We start from the raw sequence: 23,539 nt of genomic DNA on the forward strand, positions 1-23,539 counted from the left end.
CTACTGCGATAGGCTGAGCAGTAGGGTTAAAGAATAGAGGCTAACAATTAGTGAGTGATAAAAGAACGTAAAATTAAGAAGTTAAAAATAAAGAATAGTTACCTAAAACTACAGTTGTAAATATTAAAAACACAGTTGTAAATGAAATATGTCTATAGTCATTAAATCGTCATGTTGGTTTAATCTTAGTGTCATTAATTATTAGTATCTTAGACTCACCGAATACGAAGAGACAATAATTAATGATAAGGATAAGGAGACACTAACCATGAACTTAACTAACGATACCCTCAATACCATCTTTAATAACCTGGCCATTAGCTTTGCTGTAGATCTGGAAGAATTGCAAGTCCCTGATTGGATTGATGACGAAGTGGAAGACGCAGTAGAGATGTAAAGATGTCAGTTGATTATTGATAATGATAAAAAGACAATCAATAAATAAAAAATAGATAAAAATTAAAAAAAGAAAACTATAAAAAGAACAAATAAAAAAAATTAAGGACGATAATAAAAAAATCAGGACTAGAATAATAATTATAGAAAGTGCAAGTAGCTTGTAACACCGCCATTTCATCAGTACAAACAGGTCGGTAGTGATTAAATGGTAAAGCAGTCTTGAGACATCAAGGCTGCTTTTTTATATTTGGCTTATATTTTTTTATAGCTGTTGCATTATATTTAGGTGGTCAACAAATGATCGTTAATCAGCTATAAAATATTAAACATGCGTTAGCATCTATAATATCTGGCCAATACCTGATAAAATATCGGCTTGCAGAATCATTAAAATAATTAAGAGAGCCCATATGTTTCAACTTCATCCAACACTAGCTAAAGATTCGTTTTTAGTTGGAGATTTTCCGCTATCTACTTGTCGTCTAATTAATGACTGCCAGTTTCCTTGGTTGATTTTGGTACCTAGAGTGGCAGGTGTGCAAGAAATTTACGAATTATCGCCTGCTGATCAGGCTCAGTTTTTACGTGAGTCAAGCTGGTTATCTAGTCAGATGGCGAAGACGTTTAATGCCGATAAAATGAATGTTGCGGCTTTAGGCAACCAAGTGCCTCAATTGCATTTCCATCATATTGTACGCTATCAAAATGACCTAGCGTGGCCAAATCCAGTTTGGGGTACTCCTGCAGTCCCTTATACTCAAGAAGTTTATCTAGCGATGCAGCAGACACTTATGATGGCCCTACGTGGTCACAATCAAATGCCTTTTGATTGGCAAATGCAGTAATCAGTTAGTGCGTAAAAAAAGACACCCAATGGGTAATGCCAGTCAGTTAAGGCAAAAACTCAATAAAAGTAATAAAATAGCCTATCTAATAAGTAGATGGGCTATTTTACTATGAGACTACAAGACGCTATTAATGAGACGCATAAAAGGATTCCAGACACCCTAGAACAATTTAGTGAATTAATAGACCCTGAGTGGATACAGCAGGCTTTAGAATATACGGGCAAAGCGAGCATTAGAAGACGTAAGCTACCTGCCGAACACGTTGTTTGGATAGTCATCGGCACAGCTTTATATCGTAACCGTTCAATTTGGTATATCACAGAGCAAATGCGGCTTAATATAGACTCACAGGCCTGCGTACCCAGCGCTGTGGTACAAGCAAGACAACGCCTCGGGCATGAGCCTCTAAAGCAGCTATTTCATCAACTAAGTGCTCACTACCAAACAGAATCACGAGCCCAGCAGCAAGACTTCATGGGACTTAGCGTCCAAGCTGTAGATGGCGTCGTATACTCACTCCCATCCACTGATGAGAACCTTCAGCACTTTAGCTCAAGCAAAGGCAGAACTAAAGAGGCGCCCTATCCCCAAATGCGTTCGGTATGTCTGATCAATACTGACACGCATGAGATCATTGACACAACCCTTGCAGATATGGGTCAAGGAGAGATCACCTTAGCCCGTCAGCTAAATGTTCAAGACAACAGCATTACGCTCTTTGATAGAGCCTATTTCTCAGCAGACCTACTTATCAGTTGGCAACAAGCCCATCCAAACAGTCACTGGCTCATGCGGGCTAAAGATAATCTGCGTTACACTGTGATTGAAACCTTTAGTGAAGGGGACTACTTAATACAAATGCCCGTCTCTCCTCAGGCACAAAAGAAAAATCCAAACCTACCCGATACTTGGCAAGCTCGATTAATTGAGTGTCGTTATGAGGGTAAGACAAGACGATACATCACCTCTTTAATAGATGATAAACGCTTTACTAAGGATAAAGTGGCACAGCTTTACTTGCAGCGCTGGGAGATCGAGATGGCTTTTAGGGAAATTAAGTCTGATTTACAGCAGGGGCTGTTGTTAAGAAGTAAGCTGCCACAGCTTGTATTACAAGAATTCTGGGGGCTTATGATTGCTTATAATCTGATAAGACGTTTGATGCGATATATGGCTCTTAGAGCTAAGGTTAGCCCTCTACGAATTAGCTTTCATATGGCGTCTATTACGATTGTTGATCTGTTACGGTTTGCACCTTTACAGGCTGCAGGACTCTTCCCTAAGTTGTTAGATGCACTTTTAGAGGAAGGAAAATTGTTTGTTATTCCTGAACGCAGAAAGCGATCTTGCCCGAGGGTGGTTAAGGGTAAGCCACAAAAATATCCCAAAAAAAATACCAGTCAGCCTTAACTGACTGGCATTACACCCAATGGGTGTCTTTTTTTGTCTGCTAGATTTTATTAGTTAAATATAGCAAGCTCTATTAATGATTTTCACTGGCGTGGTTAAGCGTGTATTTTGGAATTTCAACGACCAAATCAGTGTCTTCAACCTGTACCTGACAAGACAGACGAGAGTCAGGCTCAAGACCCCATGCTCTATCTAGTAAGTCAGCTTCGATGTCGTCCATTTCTTCTAGACTATTAAAACCTTTACGTACCACAACGTGACAAGTTGTACAGGCTTTAGACATTTCACAAGCATGCTCAATTTTGAAGCCTTTTTCTAATAGACCTTTGCATAGATTTTGGCCACTTTCAAGCTCAACTTCAGCACCTTCTGGGCAAATCTCATGGTGAGGCAATAATGTAATTTTTGGCATAAAAAGTTCCAACTTCTCGTTATTAGTAAAATCTGTTTCAGTGTATTTCTATAGTAGGTCAGTATTAATGGCCTAGCACTAGTAGGTCCCTAGTAATAATAAATCGCTATTTAATCAGACCAAGTCTCAGTACTAGTACCCGCAAGTGATTGCTGTACACTTTGATCCATAATACGGGCGGCAAAAGTATCGCTTAATGGCTTTAACTTAGCTTGCTGTTGCTCAACATTAGCTTTGATCGCTTGCAGTTCTGCTTCTTGTTTAGCAGCAGTGTCTTGTTTAAGCGCTTCATCTAAACTTTGCATTGCTTGCTGTAGATTGCTGATTTCCTCTTCAGTTAAAAGCGAACCAAATTCTTGTAAAGCCGATTGCAATGCTAGAATTTCACGCTCAGCCTCTACTTTGGCTTCAATCAAGCTACGAGCCAACTTGTCTTGAGCCGCATTTTCAAATCCAGCACGCAATAGCTGTTCTTGCTGTTCATCGCTTAAACCATAAGAGGGGGTAATCTTAATGTCACTCTTCACCCCTGACGTCGCCTCAAATGCACTGACTGATAATTGACCATTGGCATCAATATCAAAGGTAACTTCGATACGTGCCAAGCCTGCCTTCATGGGAGGGATACCATACAATTCAAAGCGGCCTAGAGAACGGCAATTTTCAACCGTATCGCGTTCGCCTTGAACCACATGAATGACCATGCCAGTTTGACCATCTTGATAGGTAGTGAAGGTTTGCTTTTTAGCCACTGGGATAGGGGTATTGCGCGGAATAACCACTTCTACCAGCCCACCCATAGTTTCTAGACCCAAAGACAGCGGAGTAACATCGAGCAATAATACGTTGTTTGATTTGTCTTTTTTAATTAACTGTTCAGCCACTTGTGCCGCACCCAGTGCAACCACTTCATCAGGGTTTAGATGCGATAGGGGGGCTTTATCAAAAAACTCAGCGACTGCTTTTTGAATGACCGGCATACGAGTTGAGCCACCCACCATGATAATTTCATCTAGCTGTGACATGTCGATATTGGCGTCGCGCATGACCTGTTCACAAGTCGATAGGGTACGACGGGTAATAGGCTCAACAATTTGCACCAAATCCTCTGAAGTAAGACGACCTTGCCATTGGGTATTGGCAATATCTAAAGCTACTTCCACACTGTCTTCATGGGTCAAAGCTTGCTTATACGCTTCAGCTTGACGGGCGATATGAGTGCGCTGCTGAGCCGTCAGGTTTTTTGGACTTAAACCCGCTTGAGTGAGTAACCAGCCCATAATTTGACGATCCATATCGTCGCCACCCAGAGCACTATTACCGCCTGTGGCTAGAACCTCAAAAACCCCTTCAGTCATCTTTAATAAAGACACGTCAAAAGTACCACCACCTAGATCATAAATGAGGTAAATGTGTTCTTGTTTGTTCGAGTCGTCATTTTTGCTGTCTAAACCATAGGCAACAGCTGCGGCCGTAGGCTCATTTAATAGCCTAAGCACTTCAAGTCCCGCTAATTTTGCGGCATCTTTCGTAGCTTGGCGCTGTGCTTCATCAAAGTAGGCAGGTACAGTAATCACTGCCCCTTGAATACTACCGTCTGGCAAAGCGGATTGAGCTCTCTTCTGTAGGGTTTTAAGTATTTCAGCAGAGACAGCGACAGGAGAGATATCGCCTTGAGCCGTAACAAATGAAGGCATCGCATCAACATTAGTGTCACTAGACTTCAACTGATAGGGGTGTGAAAACTTAATATCTTTAACGCTACGACCCATAAAGCGTTTGGCAGAGATAATGGTATTAGCAGGATCCGTTTCAAAATAGCTCAATGCATCACTGCCCACAATAGGGGTATCGACACCCTCAGTATTGCCGTAATAAACCACAGAAGGTAATAAAGTATCTTTAGCAGTTTGGTCATTAGAGCTTAAAGAGGTTTCAAGTAATGCTGCCTTACCTGAGCGTACCACGGCTACCATAGAGCGGGTGGTGCCCAAATCGATACCTAAGGCATATTTATGCTCATGAGGGTTTGCACTTTGGTTTGGTTCAGCAATTTGTAATAAAGACATAAAACACTCAATCTAAGGCAGAATAAAAATTAAAAATTAAAATAAACTATATAAATTAAAGATATAAGTCATCGTCATCAGCTTCTTGCTGACTGTTATCTATGGCTATATCCATATCTTTTTTAAGCTTAACTAGAAACTTAAGTTTTTGAGTTGCATCCATAGCCACGGACCAATCTTGCTGTGCATAAGCTTCAGTAAATCGTTGAGACTGAGTCTCAATACGTTGATCTACAGTAGTTTTCAACTTAGTTATAGCAGGTAAATCACTCTCGGATTCGGCATCATCTAATGCCATTCGCATCTCCATGGCATCATCGAGAAAATCTAAATCTGCTATAGAATGATCAACATTCAGCTCTTGTCCAGACAGCTCTAGCAGATAATTAGCACGGCTATCAGGATTAATTAAGATGTCATAAGCATGGTTAATGACAGCTGAGTTTTGCTGTAAAGAAGCGCTTTCATTGCCACTTAATTTGTCAGGATGAAACTGACTTTGAAGTTGTCGCAAACGTTCGCTAAGCTTTGTGGTATCTATCTCAAAAGCAATAGGAAGTTCAAATAGGGCAAAAAAATTGGCAAAAGTAGGCGCGTTATCTGACATAGGCTTTGAATGCTATTGGTTGATGATTGTTTGTTTTGAAGCCAAATTTGGACACTGGGCTCTCAAAGAAAATACGACTGATTGTTGGTAAAACTATTACTTAGGGATTAATAATCAATAAACAAAACCAGTAATCAGTAATTGAAAATTAGTAACGCTATAATAAGTTAATAACGCCATAAATAGTTAAATAAAAATCAAAGCTGACGAACAATGTCGTCAGCTAGGGCAAATACTGCATTTAAATACAATAGCTTTTAAATAGAATAAATTGTTTCTATCATGATTTGAAGCAATCGTACGATTTTAAATTATGCAGCTTTTATAATTAAATGCGGCCTTTATAATTAAATTAAACACAGCATATTATAGAGAACCGTATAAATTTAACTCAGCGAAATAACCGATTAAATTATTAGGCTTAAACTGTAAACGACTCGCCACAGCCACATTCGCCTTTCTGATTGGGGTTAGTAAACTTAAAGCCTTCGTTAAGACCTTCAGTCACATAATCCATTAACAAGCCGTCTAGATAGACCATGCTTTTAGGATCAACAAAAATATTAACCCCATGGCTCTCAAACTTTTCATCTACTGAGTCTGGTTCATCGACAAATTCTAACACGTAGGCCAGTCCTGAACATCCAGCAGTACGAATACCCACACGAATGCCTTCACCATGACCACGGTTATTTAAATAATCTGTAACGTGTTTTGCGGCACGTTCGGTCAGTTCTATCATTAAGACTTTCCTAATGTTAAAAATTAAAAGAGATATTGCTTAAGCTTAATAAGATTGACTCATTAAGCTTTTGGATCACTTGCGTCTTAAACATAACACTCTATATTTAGACGCTAGCTATATTATTTAATAAATATATTTAAACGCTGATCATTTAAAGCTTAAGTGCTCTTAAAACGATACTTAAGCGTCAGTAGTGATGCCACTTTTGGTACGGTAATCATTGATAGCTGCTTTAATAGCGTCTTCTGCCAATACTGAACAGTGAACTTTCACTGGTGGTAAAGCAAGCTCTTCAGCGATATGCTTGTTTTTAATCTCAGCAGCTTGGTCTAGTGTTTTGCCTTTTAGCCACTCAGTTACTAATGAGCTTGAGGCAATAGCTGAACCACAGCCATAAGTTTTAAAGCGAGCATCTTCAATAATACCGTCATCGCCAACTTGGATTTGTAGACGCATAACGTCACCACAAGCTGGAGCACCAACCATACCAGTGCCAACGTTTTTGGCATCTTTGTCTAAATTACCAACGTTACGTGGGTTTTCATAATGGTCAATTACTTGATTACTATAAGCCATGGTGTTTCTCCTGGGGTTTAACCTAGATATAAGGGGACAATAAAATTATTGTCTAATGTGTTTAAATAATTCAGCATAAATTAGGGGATTTTTTAGGTAATAATGGTCTTAATTTAAAAGATTATTATTAAATGTTGTCAATTTTAAAGAATGCCCCTAATTACTATTATGCTTTTCTTGCTTAGTGTTCTGCCCACTCTACAGAGTTAAGGTCAACACCGTCTTTATACATATCCCATAGCGGAGATAGGTCTCTTAACTTATCAACAGCTTCGTGAATCTGAGTCAGAATCACATCAATATCTTCTTCTGTTGTATAACGGCCGAAACTAAAGCGGATAGAGCTATGAGCTAACTCATCAGGACGGCCAATAGCGCGTAGAACGTATGAAGGCTCTAAAGTGGCTGATGTACAAGCAGAACCTGAAGATACGGCCATGTCTTTAAGAGACATCATTAAAGATTCACCTTCAACAAAGTTAAAGCTGATGTTAATGATATTTGGGATACTGTTTTCTGCATCACCATTTAGATAAATTTCTTCAATATCCTGTACGCCTTGCCATAACTTGTCATGTAATTTTTGTGCATGAGCATGATCTTCTTCTAAGCGTTCAGCGGCAATGGCGAAAGCTTCACCCATACCCACGATTTGATGCGTCGGTAACGTACCAGAGCGCATACCACGCTCATGACCGCCACCATGCTGCTCAGCACGCAGACGAACACGAGGTTTACGACGTACAAATAGAGCGCCGATACCTTTAGGACCATAAATCTTATGACCTGAGAAGCTCATCAAGTCGATTTTTAGTTCTTCTAAATCAATCTTAATTTTGCCAGCGGCTTGGGCACCATCGACATGGAAGATAACACCAGCTTCACGAGTAATCTCACCGATGGCTTTAACATCAGTTACTGTTCCTAGCTCATTGTTTACCATCATCAATGAAACTAAGATAGTATCTTCTCGAAGAGCTTCTTTAACTTGCTCTGGTAAAATAAGACCAGTACTTGGCTGAGGTTCAATATAAGTAATTTCAAAACCTTCTTGCTCAAGCTGACGGCAAGTATCTAATACCGCTTTATGCTCAATTTTACTGGTAATAATGTGTTTACCACGACTTTCGTAGAAATGTGCCGCACCTTTAATTGCCAAGTTGTCAGATTCTGTTGCGCCAGAAGTAAATACAATTTCACGAGGATCTGCATTTATTAGATCAGCGATTTGTTGACGGGCATTTTCAACTGCTTCTTCAGCTTGCCAACCATAACCGTGTGAACGAGAAGCCGGGTTACCGAACATACCGTCAAAGGTCATGTACTCAGCCATCTTCTTAGCGACTTGTGGATCGACTGGGGTTGTAGCGGCATAGTCAAGATAGATTGGACGGTTTAAGTTACTCATGCTGGATTAACCTCACTGGCAGGGAATATTATATTGGGATTTGTTGTTCTATTTTTTTCAGTTCTTTCAGTTGCTGCTTCATGAAGTAATTGCTGACGGTGCGAAACGTCTTTTACATTCTCCATCTCTAACAACTGATCTAATGAAATGTTTTTTAAATATTGTTCAATGTGCATGGATAGGGCACACCATAAATCATGGGTAAGACACATTGCGCCGCCTTGACAGTTACCTTGACCGCCACACTGCATGGCATTAACAGATTCATCAACGGCGGTGATAATAGTCATCACATCAATTTCGTTTAGAGGCTTGGCTAAATGGTAACCACCTGAGGCACCTCGGGTACTAGTAACCAATCCTGCTTTACGCAATTTAGAAAATAACTGCTCTAAATAAGAAATAGAAATTGATTGGCGCTTGGCGATATCCGATAGGGAGACAGCACTTGATGAGTCACCATCTTGAATAGCCAGATCAAGTAGCGCAGTAACCGCGTATCTACCTCGAGTTGTTAAACGCATTTAATGTCTCCACGATTTCAGTCTAAATTAATTAAGTCCTATTATAGTTAATTCCGAGTAATACAGTCAAGATTAATTAGGGGCTTAATTGTAATGAAAACATACAGATTCAAATCAAGGTCATTTAGCCTGTGATTTTACTCAGTTAGAGACTAGGGTTTTTAGACCGCAGTATTATATCAAATTACCTAGTTTAATTTAGGATTAGATTAAGGTTTTATAGAGCAATGTACAGCTCGGCTATTCATTTGGACAGTTGCTTGGCCATTTATTCAGCCATTTCTTCAACTATCTATTAAAGACGGACATAATGATTCAGTTACTTTCTATTAAAGACGGACATAATGATTCAGTTACTTTAATTTGAGGCCATTGTATTGGTTTTTCAATACAGAAAGCCTGCTGTGAGCGCTTTTCTTTTATAATTAACTTATCTCTGTTTATCATCAACATAATAAGCTTTTAACTGTTTAATAATTATCTAATAATGATCTAATAAGCCCCACAAAAAACGCCCTAATTAAGCAATTATCTTAATTAGGGCGTTTTTTATGATATTTATTTAAAGACACATCAGTTGAGGGCATATCAAAGAAGGCACCTTCTCTGCAGAGCAGAAAATAGACTAGATTAACTTGCCCAACCGATTACAGCAGCGATGGCTATTAATGAAGCCACAATCAGGCCAATTAAGGTGATTTTTTGCTTACTATGTGCTTCTTTTAGACTAATCTCAAGTTCACGGTTCCGCATGCTTAGCGTATTTAATTGTTGCTGCTGTTCTTCAATACGGGCTTTATAGTCAGGTTTATTATCCTCTTTAGAGGTTTGTTTATTATGTTTATCCTTGCCTTTAAAGGTTTTAATAATACCTTGGAACAGACTGGCCACGCCTAACTGCGATAAGAAGTTACGTACTTCAGTGACTGTCTCAGTAGCACCGCGCATGGTTATTTTATTAATCTGAGTGACGTCATTGCTAAGTAGTGAATTAATCAGCTGATGCGCATAAGCATTAATTACCACATCGGGTTCTGTGACCGATTGAGGAAGGTGACTGTCTAATAATATACCTTTATTGGTAAAGGTCGCATAAAACTCAGTATGGGGTAAGTAGCTTCGGACACAAACGACCACATTTTTCTTGGCTAAAGGGTAGACGGCCTTACGTAGGTTTGAATCGAATCTTAAAACAAGTGTAATGGCGGACTCTGCAAATACCAGTACAATATTAAGTAGAGAGTTTGAAATTGAATTTTGACTCATACTAAACCTATTTGTATTTTTAAAAGTTAAATGCATCGTTTCGGTTAAGACCAATACATCGTTAACAGCTATATTTAATTTATGTGGATTAATTTACATTGCTAGCTAGATAGTCACGTCATTCAAGCTATAAATCCTTGAGACCATACACTGATTAAAGCCATAATAAGCGACTATCATACCTATACGCTACTATGGCATAAGTGACTAATATAGTAAGTGATTATTAGTAATAGTAAGTAATTAATTATTGTATGAAACTATTGCCATGTTAAATGACAGTGACATTAAATCTAAAATAATCATTGCTCATTGAGCGAAATGTTATCAACAATTAAATGCGATAAATAATAGCATAATGCAACCAGTACGCCATAGGTATGATTGTTATTAATCAAATTGAGGGTATTTTGTTAGTATAAATATACGATACTACTTGAACCTACAAGGTTTTGCAGGTATAAAGTCAATATATATGGTGTCTCAAGGCGTTTTGAGTGAGCAATTGAACAGTAAAATGTAAATTTGCTTGCACATTTATAATCGCCTTGCTATAACTGCATTAGAACCCCAATGTCCAGAAAATACTCAAAATTAAAAAAAGTGCATTTTTTTACGCTATTGTGTAGTATTTAAGGGCTTGGATATTGCTTATTTCGTTTTTAAGCGATAGAATTTACCTCCGAATTTAAATCATTTTAAAGGAAGTCTCTATGAATAAATCAGAATTAGTAGATAGCATCGCTGAGAAAAGTGGTCTGAACAAAACTCAAGCTGCTGACGCTCTAAATGCTATGATGGAAAGTGTTGGCGAAGCTTTAGAAAACAACGACACTATTTCATTAGTTGGTTTTGGTACATTCAGCGTTAAAGATCGCAAAGCGCGTACTGGCCGTAACCCTAAGACTGGTGATGAGCTTCAGATTCCAGCAAGCCGTGTACCACACTTTAAAGCAGGTAAAGGCCTTAAAGATCGTTTAAACTAAGCCGATTCTGCGCTAAGTAAAGCGAACACTATGTCTGATGACAGACAATAACGCACCTTAGGGTGCGTTTTTTTTGTGTCAGACCTTATTTTCACGTATGATATTGCGTTAACCTTTTATTAACTGATGACTGATAGGTACTATGGAATCGATACGTAATTTTCTTCAAAGTTGGCCTGGCAGAATTTTCTTAATGCTGTGTTTATCACCTTTGGTAATTTTGGGCCTTGAAAGCTATTTTACTGGGTCAGCAAATGCCAATGACGTGGCCACAGTAGGGGATCAGACCATTACTCGTGCAGAATACCAAGATGCGATTAATACTCGCAGAAATGAGCTGCTACAAAATGGTGTGGAAGCCAGTGCGATTAATACCAATGCGCTAAATCGTGAAGTCCTAAAGGGCTTGATTAATCGTGCCCTACTGAGAAACCAATCAGGCCAATTGGGAATGCACGTATCTGATAAGGTAATCAATGACTTGTTATTACAAGACCCTCAGTTTTTAGATGAAAATGGTCAATTTTCTAATGATCGTTTTGCATTCTCACTACAACAGCAAGGGATGACCAAAGATCAGTTGTTTGATCAGTACCGTCAACAGTTAAACCTAATGCAGCTGTATGCGGGTGTGGCACAAACGGCGATTTATCCAGAGTCTGAAATCAATGATCTACTTGCTCTACAGCTAGAAACCCGAGACGTTTGGGTATATCGTCTACCTTGGGAGCAGTATAAAGATAAGGTATCGGTTTCTGCTAAAGAAATTGAAAATTACTATAATGAACACAAAAATGACTTAAATAGCGTGGCTATGGTTGATTTGGCTTATATTCAACTAGACCCTGCTAAAGTCGCAGTTGATAAAGTAACGGAAAAAGAGATCCAGGCTCAGTACGATGCTTTTAAAGCCAACTATAAAGGTGCTGCTAATCAAAAGCTAAGTCAAATTTTAATTACTGGCGATAAGGCTGAACAAACCATTCAGCAAATACAAAAGCGTTTAAAACAAGGTGAAAGCTTTGCAGCCTTAGCCAAACAGTATTCAGAAGATCCGATTAGTGCGGCTAAAGGTGGTGATATCGGCACCTTTAATCCAGACGTGTTCGGTGCAGATGGTGCTAAAGTTGCTAAAGCCATTGAAGGACTCAATAAAGATCAGATTTCAGCGCCCGTAAAAACCAGCTTTGGCTATCAATTATTCAAAGTAACAGAAATGTCAGGTGATAGCGTTCCTAGCTTAGCAAGTATGCGTGAAGAGCTTGTCGCTCAGGCTCAGCGTCAAAAACGCGAGCAGTTAATTGCTGACAAGATTACCCGTATTAATGAGATGGCAATAGATGGCGTGGGTATTGAAGACATTGCACAGCAAGAAGAGTTGACCGTGCAGAAAATCAAAAACTACACTAAAGTAGGTAATAAGACGGCTCTGGGCCAGCCAGCGGTTATTGATGCCGCGTTTGATGATTTCGCGCTTCAAGATGAGTCGGTTAGTGCCAGTATTAAAGTAAACAATGGGACTATTTGGGTTCAACCTACCAACTATCGCCCCGTGAAACCATTAACATTGCAACAAGCTTCTGCAGATATTAAAAATATTTTGGTCAAACAAAAAGCCACTGAACAGGCTTTAGCAGCGGCGAGAAATATTAGCAAAACTGTTAATGATAAAGGCATGCAAGCGGTCCAGGCTAACTTTAAGTCTTTAGGCAATATCAACCGTAAAAACCCATTATTGTCTACTGATGAGCAAGCCATCGCCTTTAGTAAAGACAGCACCAATGGTAAGCAGCTAGCTGTTTCTGAAAAGACCAAAGAAGGGGCTACGGTACTGGTACTGGGTCCTATCAGTAAAGGGTCTATGAAAGATGTACCAGCCGCTGAGCTTTCGCAAGCAATGTTTGATATGAGAAGTATCCGTGGTCAAGAATACTTCAGCGATTATCTAGAGTATTTAAAAGGTGCCACTAAAGTCGAAGAGAACGAAAAAGTTATCAATGAAGTTGGTGGTGTTTAAACTCACCACAGAGTTGTGACATAGCATTTAGCATTGTCTGATAAGCTATTGCTTTATAAAAGATATGTATCATAAAACATAATCATAAAAAAACCGCCTCAAGTGAGGCGGTTTTTTTATTGAGTGCTTTTATTAAATTTTTATTAGGTGCTGTCATTAAACTTATTAATGACAGCTAAGCTCTACAATAGATTAAGCACTTTGCTCAATTAGTGGCGGAAATGACGCATGCCAGTGAAGACCATAGCGATGCCATGTTCGTTGGCAGCGGCAATAGTTTCATCATCACGGATAGAGCCACCTGGCTGAATAATGGCTTTAATACCTACTTCAGCAGCGTTATCAATACCGTCTCTGAATGGGAAGAAAGCATCTGATGCCATAACAGCCCCTTCAGTCTTAAGATTAGCATGTTCAGCTTTAATGGCAGCGATACGTGCTGAGTTAACACGGCTCATCTGACCGGCACCAATACCGATAGTACGTTGATCTTTACCATAAACAATGGCGTTAGACTTCACATATTTGGCCACAGTCCAAGTGAACAGAAGGTCATTTAATTGTTCAGGAGTAGGTTGTAGGTCAGTAACTACCGTTAAGTCATCTGCGGTAATTAGACCTAAATCTTGGTTTTGAATCAATAAACCACCAGTCACACGCTTATAGTCAAATTGAGCAGCACGATTTTGTGGGTTAGGTAACTCACCACAAGTTAAAACACGCACATTTTTCTTAGCTGCTGTAATCTCAAGTACGCCTTGCTCTAAGCTTGGGGCAATGATGACTTCAGCAAACTGAGTGTCAACGATGGCTTGAGCGGTTTGCTTGGTCAACGGACGGTTAAACGCGATGATGCCCCCAAATGAAGACTCAGGGTCGGTGCTAAAGGCAGTTTTGTAAGCTTGAGTCTGATCTGCATTAATAGCCACACCACAAGGGTTAGCGTGCTTAACGATAACACAGGCCGACTCACTAAATGACTTAACGCATTCTAAAGCCGCATCGGTATCAGCGATGTTGTTATAAGAAAGCTCTTTACCTTGATGCTGCTTAGCAGTAGAGATACTGCCTTCACCTGATCCATTTTCTTCAACGTAGAAAGCGGCTTGTTGATGAGGGTTTTCACCATAGCGTAAATCTTGTGCTTTTTTCATTTGCACATTAAAAGTACGGGCAAAGTTATCAGGCGCTTCAAAAGAATCCAAGCGGCTGCCTAAGAAGTTAGCAATCATGCCATCATAATGAGCGGTGTGTTCAAAAGCTTTAACTGCCAAATCAAAACGGGTTTTTTGCGATAGGCTACCAGCTTCTTTTAGCTCTTGTAAAATAGCATCGTAATCTGCTGGGTTGGTAACAATGGCCACATGCTCATGGTTTTTGGCAGCAGAGCGCACCATGGTTGGACCACCGATATCGATGTTTTCAATAGCGTCTGCTTTAGTGACATCTGGTTTGGCAACGGTTTGGGCAAAAGGGTATAAGTTTACTACCACCAAGTCGATTGGGCGAATACCATGTTCGCTCATAACCGCATCATCTTGACCACGGCGACCTAAAATACCGCCATGAATTTTTGGATGCAGGGTTTTAACACGGCCATCCATCATTTCAGCGAAGCCAGTGTAGTCTGCTACTTCAGTGACTGCAATGCCATTCTCAGAAAGTAGGCGATAAGTACCACCAGTTGACAATAAATCATATCCTGCTTCAAGTAAGCCTTTTGCGAAGCTTTCAATTTGAGCTTTGTCAGAAACAGAAATAAGAGCGTACGGCTTATCAGACATAGTTTTTCCCATAGTGTATACGATAAAAACGGTGATTGGATTCTGAAATCATCGTGGGTTTTTGAGTAATTGCCTTAATCTATAAAATTAAGACCCGAGTATATTAGAGCAAAATTGAAAATATGACAAAACTTTAACCGGTAAAGATTAAAGTTTTGTGTCGCCTTATTAACAAGGTGTCTAATATGAATGGTTTATTAAAATAAAGAAGGGGTAATTTGAACCATCAATCTCATCAATGCCAAACGGGAGGCAATAAATTGTTAATGCAATAATAGAATCACATTAAGTTATATTGCTCCATTTTCTTTCTCAAAGTTCCTCTATTCAGCCCCAGTATTAGCGCTGTTTTGGACTGGTTACCTTGGGTTTGCTTTAGTACCACTTCTAATAAAGGTTTTTCCACTTCTTGAAGGATGGTTTGGTACAGATTAGAAGTAGACTCTCCTTCAAGCTCTACGAAATATTGCTCAACGGCTTGTTGAACGTGATAACGAAGTGGTCTACGAGCCTCATTAGTCGCAGAGGCTTTATCCCTGTTATTAGAGGCAGTTAAACTGTTCAGATCGCTAAAAGAAGAAGGTTGATTGTCCATAGTGTTATAACAGATTTAATAGTTTTTAAAAAAATAATAAGAGAGGGTTTTGTATGGCCGGTTCACTAACTAAACTAAAAGCTGATGGGTTAGTTAGTTATACCACTCATTCAACTAGCTAGTTAACCAGTAAAGGTACCTGACAAGCGATGCCAGTGTGAATCATCCTGATTGTCATTTTTCTCGTAAGAGTGACGGGTATCTAAATCAAACCAAGGTTGATAGGCGCTAATAACGTCTTCTAGTTGTTCTGAGATTAGACCAGCCAGCACAATATTGCCTTTAGGTTTTATTAACGTGGCTAAGTAGGGTGCCAACTCCATTAAAGGCTTGGCTAAGATATTGGCAGCAATAATATCCGCTTTTGGTATCTCACCTGCTTTAAAAGCTGCGGCGAAGTCTTCTGGTAAATAAGCTTGTAACTGGTGATCTACGGCATTACGCTCAGCATTTTGTTTGGTTGCTAAGACTGCTTGAGGATCAATATCGACGCTATATACTTGCTTGGCACCCAGTAGAAGGGCAGCAATACCCAAGATACCTGAACCACAGCCATAGTCGATGACCACTTTGTCTGATAAGTCTTGATCGGTTAGCCAGTCCAAGCACAGACGAGTCGTGGCATGATAGCCGGTGCCGAAGGCTAAGCCTGGGTCCATCATAATGTTGACCGCATCAGGATTAGGTGGGCTCATCCATTTAGGCACAATCCAAAGGTTATTGGTACATTCGATCGGCGCATAATGTGACATCCACTCGCGCTCCCAGTCAGTATCAGCAAGGGCAGTGGTCCATACTCGTCTTGCATTAACCTGTACTGCAATGTCTTGTGCAGCCGATTCAATGTCTTGGGCATTATCAGCGGTAAATAGACCAGTTAAGATAACCTCATCCCACAATGGTGATTGTCCTGGAAGCGGCTCAAATAAGGGCTGATCTCCTGCATCTTCTAGACTTATTGAAAGTGCCCCTTCCTCTAATAAAAGGCTTTCTGCCAAGTCCACATCTTGTTTCGCACATTGCAGGTGTAGTTGCTGCCAATCCATAATTATCCTTAGGGTAAATAACTTAATAAAACGGTATATTTTAACGTGATAGTCGTTAGGTTGATAGCCTTTATCTTGAAAGTGCTGCTTTTGCTTCTTTAATGACGCGTGCATTCCCTTGTGCTTGTCCAGCTTTCAAAATAACTTGCCATAACGCTCTTTTTCTAGACTCAGTAGTGGCCACGACTAGGCCGCGACGGGCCATAGCTTCTGCTTTAAGCGGTTGGTTTTGTTTTAAAGCCACTTGGCCCAAATAAAAATAAACCGCTGAAGATTGAGGTGCCAAACGCTGAGCACGAGTGAAAGTAGACTGAGCGGCAGAAACTTGTCCTTGGCGTAATTGTTCTACCCCAGTATCCATCAGCTTTCTAAAAGCAGGGATATTGCTACCATCTTGAATAGTAGCGGATTTTTGTGCCGGTTTCTTTGAGTTTTGGCGGGCTTGCTCTAACAGGATCTGCTGGGTGGTTTTGGCATCTGGTGCACGAGGTTTGATGATAGACACTTCCTCCGCTGTGGGAGTTGCCACAGAAGGGGTAGGTCTGGTTTGACCGATAGTATTGTGATTTACAGATGCTGTATTGTTGGCTTCAGCTTCCTCTGTCGTACGGTCAGAATCTATATCTGATGTATCAAACTCGGACTCTTCTTCTACAATTATAATGTCTGATTCTGTTTCTGAAATAGGGTAGTCGTTGTCGTGGATATTACTAGGTTTGTTAGAGGGAGTGTTAGGAATACTATGAGGGGTATTGACCGTGTTTTCTACTTGAGTAACTGGCACTGAAGTAGAAGCTGAAGACAGACCCTCTGTGGTTTGACAGCCAGTCATTGTACCAATCATTATCAGGCTTAATGTTGAACCCATAAGCCAAGATGGCAACGTAAGTGTCTTTCGGAATACAGGGGATTGCATCGACATAATTTCAATCCAAATTGTAAATTAAATGGTAGAGAGTAGATTGAAGCTAACCCTATGAAGAATTAGCTTCAATTATATAATTTCAAAGCGTTAAACTTAATTTAAAACCATTCTAAGGCTTTATCATACCAAGTGTTGCCTGAATTCTCACTGTTATTGTCTGAACCATTGCCCGCATCGTCTGCAGAGGCACCATTCTGATTATTAACATTATCTCCATTATTAGACGGCATACCTTCTTGAACGCTGTCTAATTGACGACTTTGCTCCAGTAGGGATTTACGCTGGTCGTTTAACCATTCCATTTGCCTACGGGCTTGCTCCTGTTGATACAAAGCTATCGCACAATCGCTAGCTTCTTCAGGAAGATGGCTTGAAAGTACCGGTAGATATCGGGCACCCTCACAACTTTCATGAGACAGTTTGCCGGTGCCGTTTTCTAACCATAGCCATTCAACATTATCCGGCTGAACAAGTTCAACAGGAGTAAGGCGCAAGCGGCCCATAAAGTCTTTCCACACGGGTAACGCACCGCTGCCTCCGCTAAGACCAATAGGTTTGTTGTCATCACGACCGACCCAAACCACACTAACGTAGTTACCGCTATAGCCTGCAAACCAAGCATCGCGATAATCATTGGTGGTGCCTGTTTTACCCGCTAAATTGAGGTCACTTCCCAAAGATTTTAATGAGGTAGCTGTTCCGTTTCTGACCACTTCTTGTAGGGCATAATTGGTCAAATAGTTAACGTCGGGTGGCACACTGCGTTTAGTGTCTAGTCCAGAGCGTTGTAAAATACTGCCTTTGTCGTCAACCACGCTACGAATACTTATGATAGGGGTACGGAAACCACCAGCAGCCACAACCTGATACATGCCCAGCACTTGCATCGGGTTAAGCTCCACAGAACCTAAAAACAAAGAAGGATAAGTGGGGATTTTTTCGTTAATACCCAGACGGTGCATCTGATTGATAATAGTGCCCACTCCAAACTCAATCCCGGTATTGACGGCCGCTTGGTTATAAGATTTGGCCAAGGCTGTGGTCATTGGCACATAGCCATGATCCACACCATCATAGTTTTTAGGTGTCCAAGTTGTGCCATCTGACAAGGTTAAAGTAACCGGGTTGTCATTGACTGAGCTGGCAAGATTGTACTTGCCACTCTCGAGTGCTGTCATGTAAATAAAAGGCTTAAGCAATGAACCAACTTGACGTTTGGCATCGACAGCACGGTTGAACCCCGTAAATTCACTGCCACTGCCTACCGCTGCGACCAGTTCACCTGAAGCCGGGTTAGCACTCAACAACGCAGCTTGTAAGGGCTTGGTTTTGCTGCCTCGTTTGCGTAATGCGGACAGCTGTTTTTGTACCGCAGCATCAGCGGCAAATTGAGCCACAGGGTCCAAGGTACTAAACACCTTTAACCCTTCGTTTTTCAGATCTTCAGGGTGATAGTTTTCGTGTAATTCACGCTTTACAATATCTAGGAAGTCTGGAAACCGGCTTTTGCCAATGCTAGGCTTCTCAACCACATCAAGCGGTTTCGAAATCGCTTCTTCATAGGTTTCTTGATCAATTTTGCCGGTAGCCAACATGTTACCTAGTACAGTATTGCGTCTGTTCAAAGCACGCTCAGGGTTGCGACGAGGATTATAGTAACTGGTGCCTTTGGCCAAACCAACCAACATGGCTTGTTGATCGATACGTAATTCTTTTAAAGGCTGATTAAAGTAAAATTGGGCAGCCAATCCAAAGCCATTAATAGAGCGATTGCCATTCTGGCCTAAGTTAATTTCATTCAAATAGGTTTGTAAAATTTCATCTTTGCTGTAATGCATTTCTAACAAGATGGCCATAACCGCTTCGTTGGCTTTACGCTTTAAAGTACGGTCAGAGCTAAGATAGAAGTTTTTAACAAGCTGTTGGGTGATGGTTGAACCCCCCTGCATAGACCCACCTTTTAAGTTATTATAAAAGGCTCGGCCAATCCCTTTTAGAGATACGCCTTTGTGTTCATAAAAGCCTCTGTCTTCAGTAGAAACTAGGGCATCAATAAGCGGCTGAGGAATCTCAGAAATAGGCAATATAATACGATCTTCGTTATTGTCAGGGTAGATACCACCAATGGTGACCGGTTCAATACGCACGATACCAGTGTCATTGAGCTGGGTACTTTGAATACTGGTTATCTTTGAATCTTGGATTTTAATTTTGATAACTTGTTCAGGGTCAACATCGTTGGCACTATATTGAAAGCCCCGGGTATGAATGACATATTGACCAGAGGACTTGTTATAAGTACCGGTACGATCATAATTAGAGCTGGATTTGTAATTAAGCATCTCTAGCCAAGAGTCTAAATTCTTAGTGGTCAATGTCGCACCTTGATAGAGCTCAAGAGGCTGAGAGTATACTTTAGCTGGAAGATTCCAGCGCTTACCTTCAAACTTAGCGGTAATGATCCTATCTTGCTTAATTAAATACATAGCAAGCATTAACATACCGACGATGATAATAATCAGTAATACAAAACCAAGCACCGATCCTCGTTGTTGTTCAGGATTTGGGGTCTTGCCGGTGATTGAATTTGAAGAGGGTACTGAAGATTTAGAAAACTGAGTTTTTGCTTTAGAAGGTTTATGATGCACGATAGGTTTACCAACATAAAAAAAGACCTGATTATAATGACGGAAAATGGCCTTTTTTTCAATGTAAATGCCATTTAATACGCTGCTATTGCTCATTAAAGCCCACTTTTCATCCCTTTTTCATGTATCGACCTTTGTTGAGTAAGTTGATATCTGTTTTATGACCCTCATTAATCCACAATGACCAAGCATACGACCCTAATATTAAAAGCTTCCCTAAAAATAAAAGTATTAAACTGAATCAGTGGTCAGTCCTCTTCATATAACCGTCTTTAGTTGGTCAGACCTGATACAATAGACACTATCTTTACTGCGACAATTTGTTGTGAATACTGCTATGACCCATCCTAAAAATAGTTCTAGCCAGCCTGAAAATTCTAGCGCTGGTGCCACACCTCTTTCCAAAACGACTTCTGGTACAGAGTCTGCGATAGCACAAAAAAACCAAGCGCAATTTAATGACTTAGAAGACCTCAACAATCTGATACTGCCTCCTGAAGGCTGCTGCTTTCATTGCGGTGAACCTGTGCCTGAACCGCCGTTTACTGCTGAGGTGTTGGGTGAGTCCAGGTTAATGTGCTGTATGGGCTGTCAGTTAGCGGCTGAAAGTATCGTGGAAGCGGGACTTGAGCAATATTATTTAGACCGCTCAGAGATTAACCGTACCGCCAGTATGCCGACCGAGCTAGAGCGTCTAAGGGCTTATGATCACGAGGATATTCAAGCTCAGTTTGTGTACGCTGCTGATGGCAAGTCGGTAGCGGAGCTTTCAGTCAGTAACTTACGCTGTGCTGCGTGTACTTGGTTAATTGAAACTAGGCTTTATGAGCTACCTGGGGTAGACAAATGTCAAGTTAATTTGACCAATCAGCGCATGCGGGTCGTGTGGGAAGAAGATAAGCTACCGATTAGTGATATTTTGGCTACGATTAATCAGATAGGGTATGACGCGAAACCCTATCGCCAAGACACTCATGAGGCGATGCTGGCACGCAACAATAAGCAAATGATGATTCGGCTAGGCATTGCCGCCTTGGGCGCTATGCAGGCCATGATGTTTGCTGTCGGGATGTATTTTGGCAAATACTCCAGTTATAGCGGTATGTTGATAGAGCAGCGTGACTTCTTACGCTGGGTGTCGCTATTTGTTAGTGTGCCAGTCTTTTTCTATTGTGCGGTCCCGTTTTTTGCATCCGCTTGGTCGGCGATTAAGATTCGTCAAGTCAATATGGATGTGCCGGTTAGTATTGCTTTAATCGTGACTTTCTTTGCCAGTCTATATGCCACTGTCTCCGGTCATGGTGAAACTTATTATGACTCAGTCAGTATGTTTGTATTTTTCTTATTGGCAGGGCGTTATATCGAGCACAATGCGCGTCTGAAAGCCGCTAATATGGCCAATGACTTGGTAGTGGTAGAGCCGACATTGGTACAAAGAATTGGGTTTGAGTCACAGCTGGTACAACAAATTGATCAAGCCAACCAAACAACACAACAATCCGTAGAACAGAAAATTGAGACCGCAGAGCATCCGTTAGTATTGACTGAGACGCAGCAACAGAGACTGGCCGAGTTAGGGGCGCTTATTCACTCTGCTAAGCGGAGCAAACAATCCGAGCAGGCTCAATTAGAGAGCCACAGTGCAGTCAGGGCAGATCACGTAAAAGACAGTACTACGCTCAGTGACAGTGAAATGGTGACGGCTTCTACCTTGAGTATTGGTGATGTCATTATGATTGAGGCGGGCAGTGAGGTAGTTGCTGACGGTATCCTTTGTAGTGACACGGCGACGGTATCCCAAAGCCTATTAACTGGTGAGAGTCTGCTGATAGTCAAACACAGAGGCGATAGGGTTATTGGGGGTTCGCAAAATGACAGCCAACCTTTTGTGATGATAGTAACTGCGTTACCTGAGAACAGTCAAATTGCGCTTATCGACCGTTTAATGAATCGGGCTCTTAGTGAAAAGCCAAAAGTGGCTGAGCAAGCCGATAAATGGGCACGCTGGTTTGTGGCTAGGATTTTAGTATTGGCGGTCGTGGTATTTGTAGCCTGGTACTTTGTCGATCCCTCACAAGCGCTTTGGGCCACAGTCGCCGTACTGGTAGCCACTTGTCCTTGTGCGTTGTCTCTGGCCACTCCGATTGCCTTGACGGTCTCGACCAATAGGCTGGCAAGCTATGGTTTCTTAACCACACGCGGTCATACCATTCAGACCTTGGCCGAAATTACCCATGTGGCATTTGATAAAACAGGCACCTTGACCTACGGTAAGCCCAATCTTCTTTATATCGATGCATTAACCGCTCAAAAATCAGATAAAGATGATTTATTGGCTATCGCAGCGGCCTTAGAAGTGGGCAGTCGTCATCCGATTGCCACTGCTTTATTAGATGCCGCTTATCAACTGCATTTGCCCGCTGTCTCGGAGCTGACACACCATACTGCAGGTGGCGTTGAGGCGGTGGTCAATGACATTGGCGGCGGTTATAAATACCGTTTGGGACATGTTGACTTTGCTTTAAACAATACTTCAAACAGCGCTTCAAACGATAAGAGCTCAAGCTTAACTGTAGCAGAAAACCCAGCCAATAAAGTATCGCTACAACTGCAGAAGCATAAAGCCAGTACTGCAGTTATGCTGACCCGATGTGCGCCTAGTATTAATGCAGTCGGTTCTGAGAGTACGGCTGAGGTATGGGAGCCTGTGGCTTTATACTACTTTAATGACAGTGTCAGAGAAGGGGTGGCAGAGATGATTGCTGGGCTGCAAGCACAAAATATTGAAACTGTCATATTAACGGGTGATCCAAGTGAACACGCTCAAACTGTGGCCAAAGAGTTAGGAGTTAACCAAGTACACTTTGGCCTCTCGCCAAGCGATAAAGTGAATCACATTAAGCAGTTGCAACAACAAGGGCACGTGGTGATGATGGTAGGTGATGGCATTAATGATGCCCCAGTATTAGCCGCCGCTAATATCTCTACAGCTATTGCTGGCGCTGCTGATTTGGCACAAGTATCTAGTGATAGCGTCATCTTGAATGGCAAAGTATCGGCCGTATATGATGCTAAACGGGTAGCGGATAAAGCACAGCACATTATTAAGCAAAACCTTCGCTGGGCATTAACTTACAACACTGTAGTGCTACTACCCGCAGCCTTCGGCTATGTCCCGCCATGGTTAGCGGCAATTGGGATGTCAGTAAGCTCATTGGTCGTGGTATTAAATGCGTTACGACTGAAACGAGCCTAGTCTGAAATGGGTATAATC

General features: G+C 41.1%; 19 protein-coding genes. 6 read left to right on the forward strand and 13 right to left on the reverse strand.

Annotation, left to right across the window (positions count from 1 at the left end; all coding sequences use genetic code 11):
• Positions 1 to 268: 268 nt before the first annotated feature.
• The 3 genes from LK453_RS14325 to LK453_RS08975 all read left to right on the forward strand — a co-directional run bounded on the left by LK453_RS14325 (position 269) and on the right by LK453_RS08975 (position 2,657).
• Complete coding sequence (locus LK453_RS14325) at positions 269 to 397, forward strand: hypothetical protein (protein WP_007395257.1); 129 nt, start codon at positions 269 to 271, stop codon at positions 395 to 397.
• Between the two features lie 412 nt (positions 398 to 809).
• Positions 810 to 1,244, forward strand: coding sequence for an HIT domain-containing protein (locus tag LK453_RS08970; protein WP_007395256.1), 435 nt, complete (start codon positions 810 to 812; stop codon positions 1,242 to 1,244).
• Positions 1,245 to 1,355: 111 nt separating this feature from the next.
• A complete protein-coding gene (locus LK453_RS08975) occupies positions 1,356 to 2,657 on the forward strand; it encodes an IS4 family transposase (protein ID WP_227945142.1) in 1,302 nt (433 codons plus the stop codon).
• A 73-nt stretch (positions 2,658 to 2,730) separates the two neighbouring features.
• Here the strand turns inward: LK453_RS08975 and fdx are convergent, their stop codons facing one another.
• The 8 genes from fdx to LK453_RS09015 form a co-directional block, all read right to left on the reverse strand.
• Positions 2,731 to 3,069 (reverse strand): ISC system 2Fe-2S type ferredoxin, encoded by a 339-nt coding sequence (gene fdx, locus LK453_RS08980; protein WP_007395255.1) that lies wholly within the window; start codon positions 3,067 to 3,069, stop codon positions 2,731 to 2,733.
• Between the two features lie 110 nt (positions 3,070 to 3,179).
• Complete coding sequence (hscA, locus tag LK453_RS08985) at positions 3,180 to 5,138, reverse strand: Fe-S protein assembly chaperone HscA (protein WP_007395254.1); 1,959 nt, start codon at positions 5,136 to 5,138, stop codon at positions 3,180 to 3,182.
• A gap of 55 nt (positions 5,139 to 5,193) precedes the next feature.
• A complete protein-coding gene (gene hscB / locus LK453_RS08990; RefSeq protein WP_007395253.1) occupies positions 5,194 to 5,745 on the reverse strand; it encodes a Fe-S protein assembly co-chaperone HscB in 552 nt (183 codons plus the stop codon).
• Between the two features lie 421 nt (positions 5,746 to 6,166).
• Positions 6,167 to 6,487, reverse strand: coding sequence for an iron-sulfur cluster assembly protein IscA (gene iscA / locus LK453_RS08995; protein WP_007395252.1), 321 nt, complete (start codon positions 6,485 to 6,487; stop codon positions 6,167 to 6,169).
• A gap of 183 nt (positions 6,488 to 6,670) precedes the next feature.
• On the reverse strand, positions 6,671 to 7,066 hold the full coding sequence (iscU, locus tag LK453_RS09000; RefSeq protein ID WP_007395251.1) for a Fe-S cluster assembly scaffold IscU: 396 nt from the start codon (positions 7,064 to 7,066) through the stop codon (positions 6,671 to 6,673).
• A gap of 181 nt (positions 7,067 to 7,247) precedes the next feature.
• On the reverse strand, positions 7,248 to 8,474 hold the full coding sequence (locus tag LK453_RS09005; protein WP_007395250.1) for an IscS subfamily cysteine desulfurase: 1,227 nt from the start codon (positions 8,472 to 8,474) through the stop codon (positions 7,248 to 7,250).
• Positions 8,471 to 8,998 (reverse strand): Rrf2 family transcriptional regulator, encoded by a 528-nt coding sequence (locus LK453_RS09010; RefSeq protein ID WP_007395249.1) that lies wholly within the window; start codon positions 8,996 to 8,998, stop codon positions 8,471 to 8,473. The genes LK453_RS09005 and LK453_RS09010 overlap by 4 nt, the downstream gene beginning before the upstream one ends.
• A 630-nt stretch (positions 8,999 to 9,628) precedes the next feature.
• Positions 9,629 to 10,264, reverse strand: coding sequence for a hypothetical protein (locus LK453_RS09015; RefSeq protein ID WP_044298343.1), 636 nt, complete (start codon positions 10,262 to 10,264; stop codon positions 9,629 to 9,631).
• Positions 10,265 to 10,977: 713 nt separating this feature from the next.
• On the opposite strand from LK453_RS09015, the gene LK453_RS09020 reads away from it, so the two are divergent.
• Both LK453_RS09020 and LK453_RS09025 read left to right on the forward strand, forming a co-directional pair.
• On the forward strand, positions 10,978 to 11,250 hold the full coding sequence (locus LK453_RS09020) for an HU family DNA-binding protein (RefSeq protein ID WP_007395246.1): 273 nt from the start codon (positions 10,978 to 10,980) through the stop codon (positions 11,248 to 11,250).
• A 142-nt stretch (positions 11,251 to 11,392) separates the two neighbouring features.
• Entirely contained in the window at positions 11,393 to 13,267 is a 1,875-nt protein-coding gene (locus tag LK453_RS09025) for a SurA N-terminal domain-containing protein (protein ID WP_007395245.1), read from the forward strand.
• Positions 13,268 to 13,476: 209 nt separating this feature from the next.
• Here the strand turns inward: LK453_RS09025 and purH are convergent, their stop codons facing one another.
• The 5 genes from purH to mrcB form a co-directional block, all read right to left on the reverse strand.
• Positions 13,477 to 15,051: a bifunctional phosphoribosylaminoimidazolecarboxamide formyltransferase/IMP cyclohydrolase gene (purH, locus tag LK453_RS09030; RefSeq protein ID WP_044298342.1), complete on the reverse strand. Its 1,575-nt coding sequence runs from the start codon at positions 15,049 to 15,051 to the stop codon at positions 13,477 to 13,479.
• Positions 15,052 to 15,331: 280 nt separating this feature from the next.
• Complete coding sequence (gene fis, locus LK453_RS09035; protein WP_007395243.1) at positions 15,332 to 15,646, reverse strand: DNA-binding transcriptional regulator Fis; 315 nt, start codon at positions 15,644 to 15,646, stop codon at positions 15,332 to 15,334.
• 122 nt (positions 15,647 to 15,768) lie between these two features.
• Positions 15,769 to 16,692: a 50S ribosomal protein L11 methyltransferase gene (gene prmA, locus LK453_RS09040; protein WP_007395242.1), complete on the reverse strand. Its 924-nt coding sequence runs from the start codon at positions 16,690 to 16,692 to the stop codon at positions 15,769 to 15,771.
• Positions 16,693 to 16,762: 70 nt separating this feature from the next.
• Entirely contained in the window at positions 16,763 to 17,614 is an 852-nt protein-coding gene (locus LK453_RS09045) for a tetratricopeptide repeat protein (protein ID WP_144295744.1), read from the reverse strand.
• Positions 17,615 to 17,715: 101 nt separating this feature from the next.
• The gene (mrcB, locus tag LK453_RS09050) at positions 17,716 to 20,361 is read right to left on the reverse strand and encodes a penicillin-binding protein 1B (protein ID WP_007395240.1); all 2,646 of its coding nucleotides are present in this window, start codon (positions 20,359 to 20,361) and stop codon (positions 17,716 to 17,718) included.
• A 241-nt stretch (positions 20,362 to 20,602) separates the two neighbouring features.
• Here mrcB and LK453_RS09055 point away from each other — a divergent pair, with 241 nt between their 5' ends.
• Positions 20,603 to 23,521 (forward strand): heavy metal translocating P-type ATPase, encoded by a 2,919-nt coding sequence (locus tag LK453_RS09055; protein WP_201537379.1) that lies wholly within the window; start codon positions 20,603 to 20,605, stop codon positions 23,519 to 23,521.
• The last annotated feature ends 18 nt before the right edge of the window (positions 23,522 to 23,539 follow it).

The sequence above is a fragment of the Psychrobacter sanguinis genome (assembly GCF_020736705.1).
GTDB lineage: Bacteria > Pseudomonadota > Gammaproteobacteria > Pseudomonadales > Moraxellaceae > Psychrobacter > Psychrobacter sanguinis.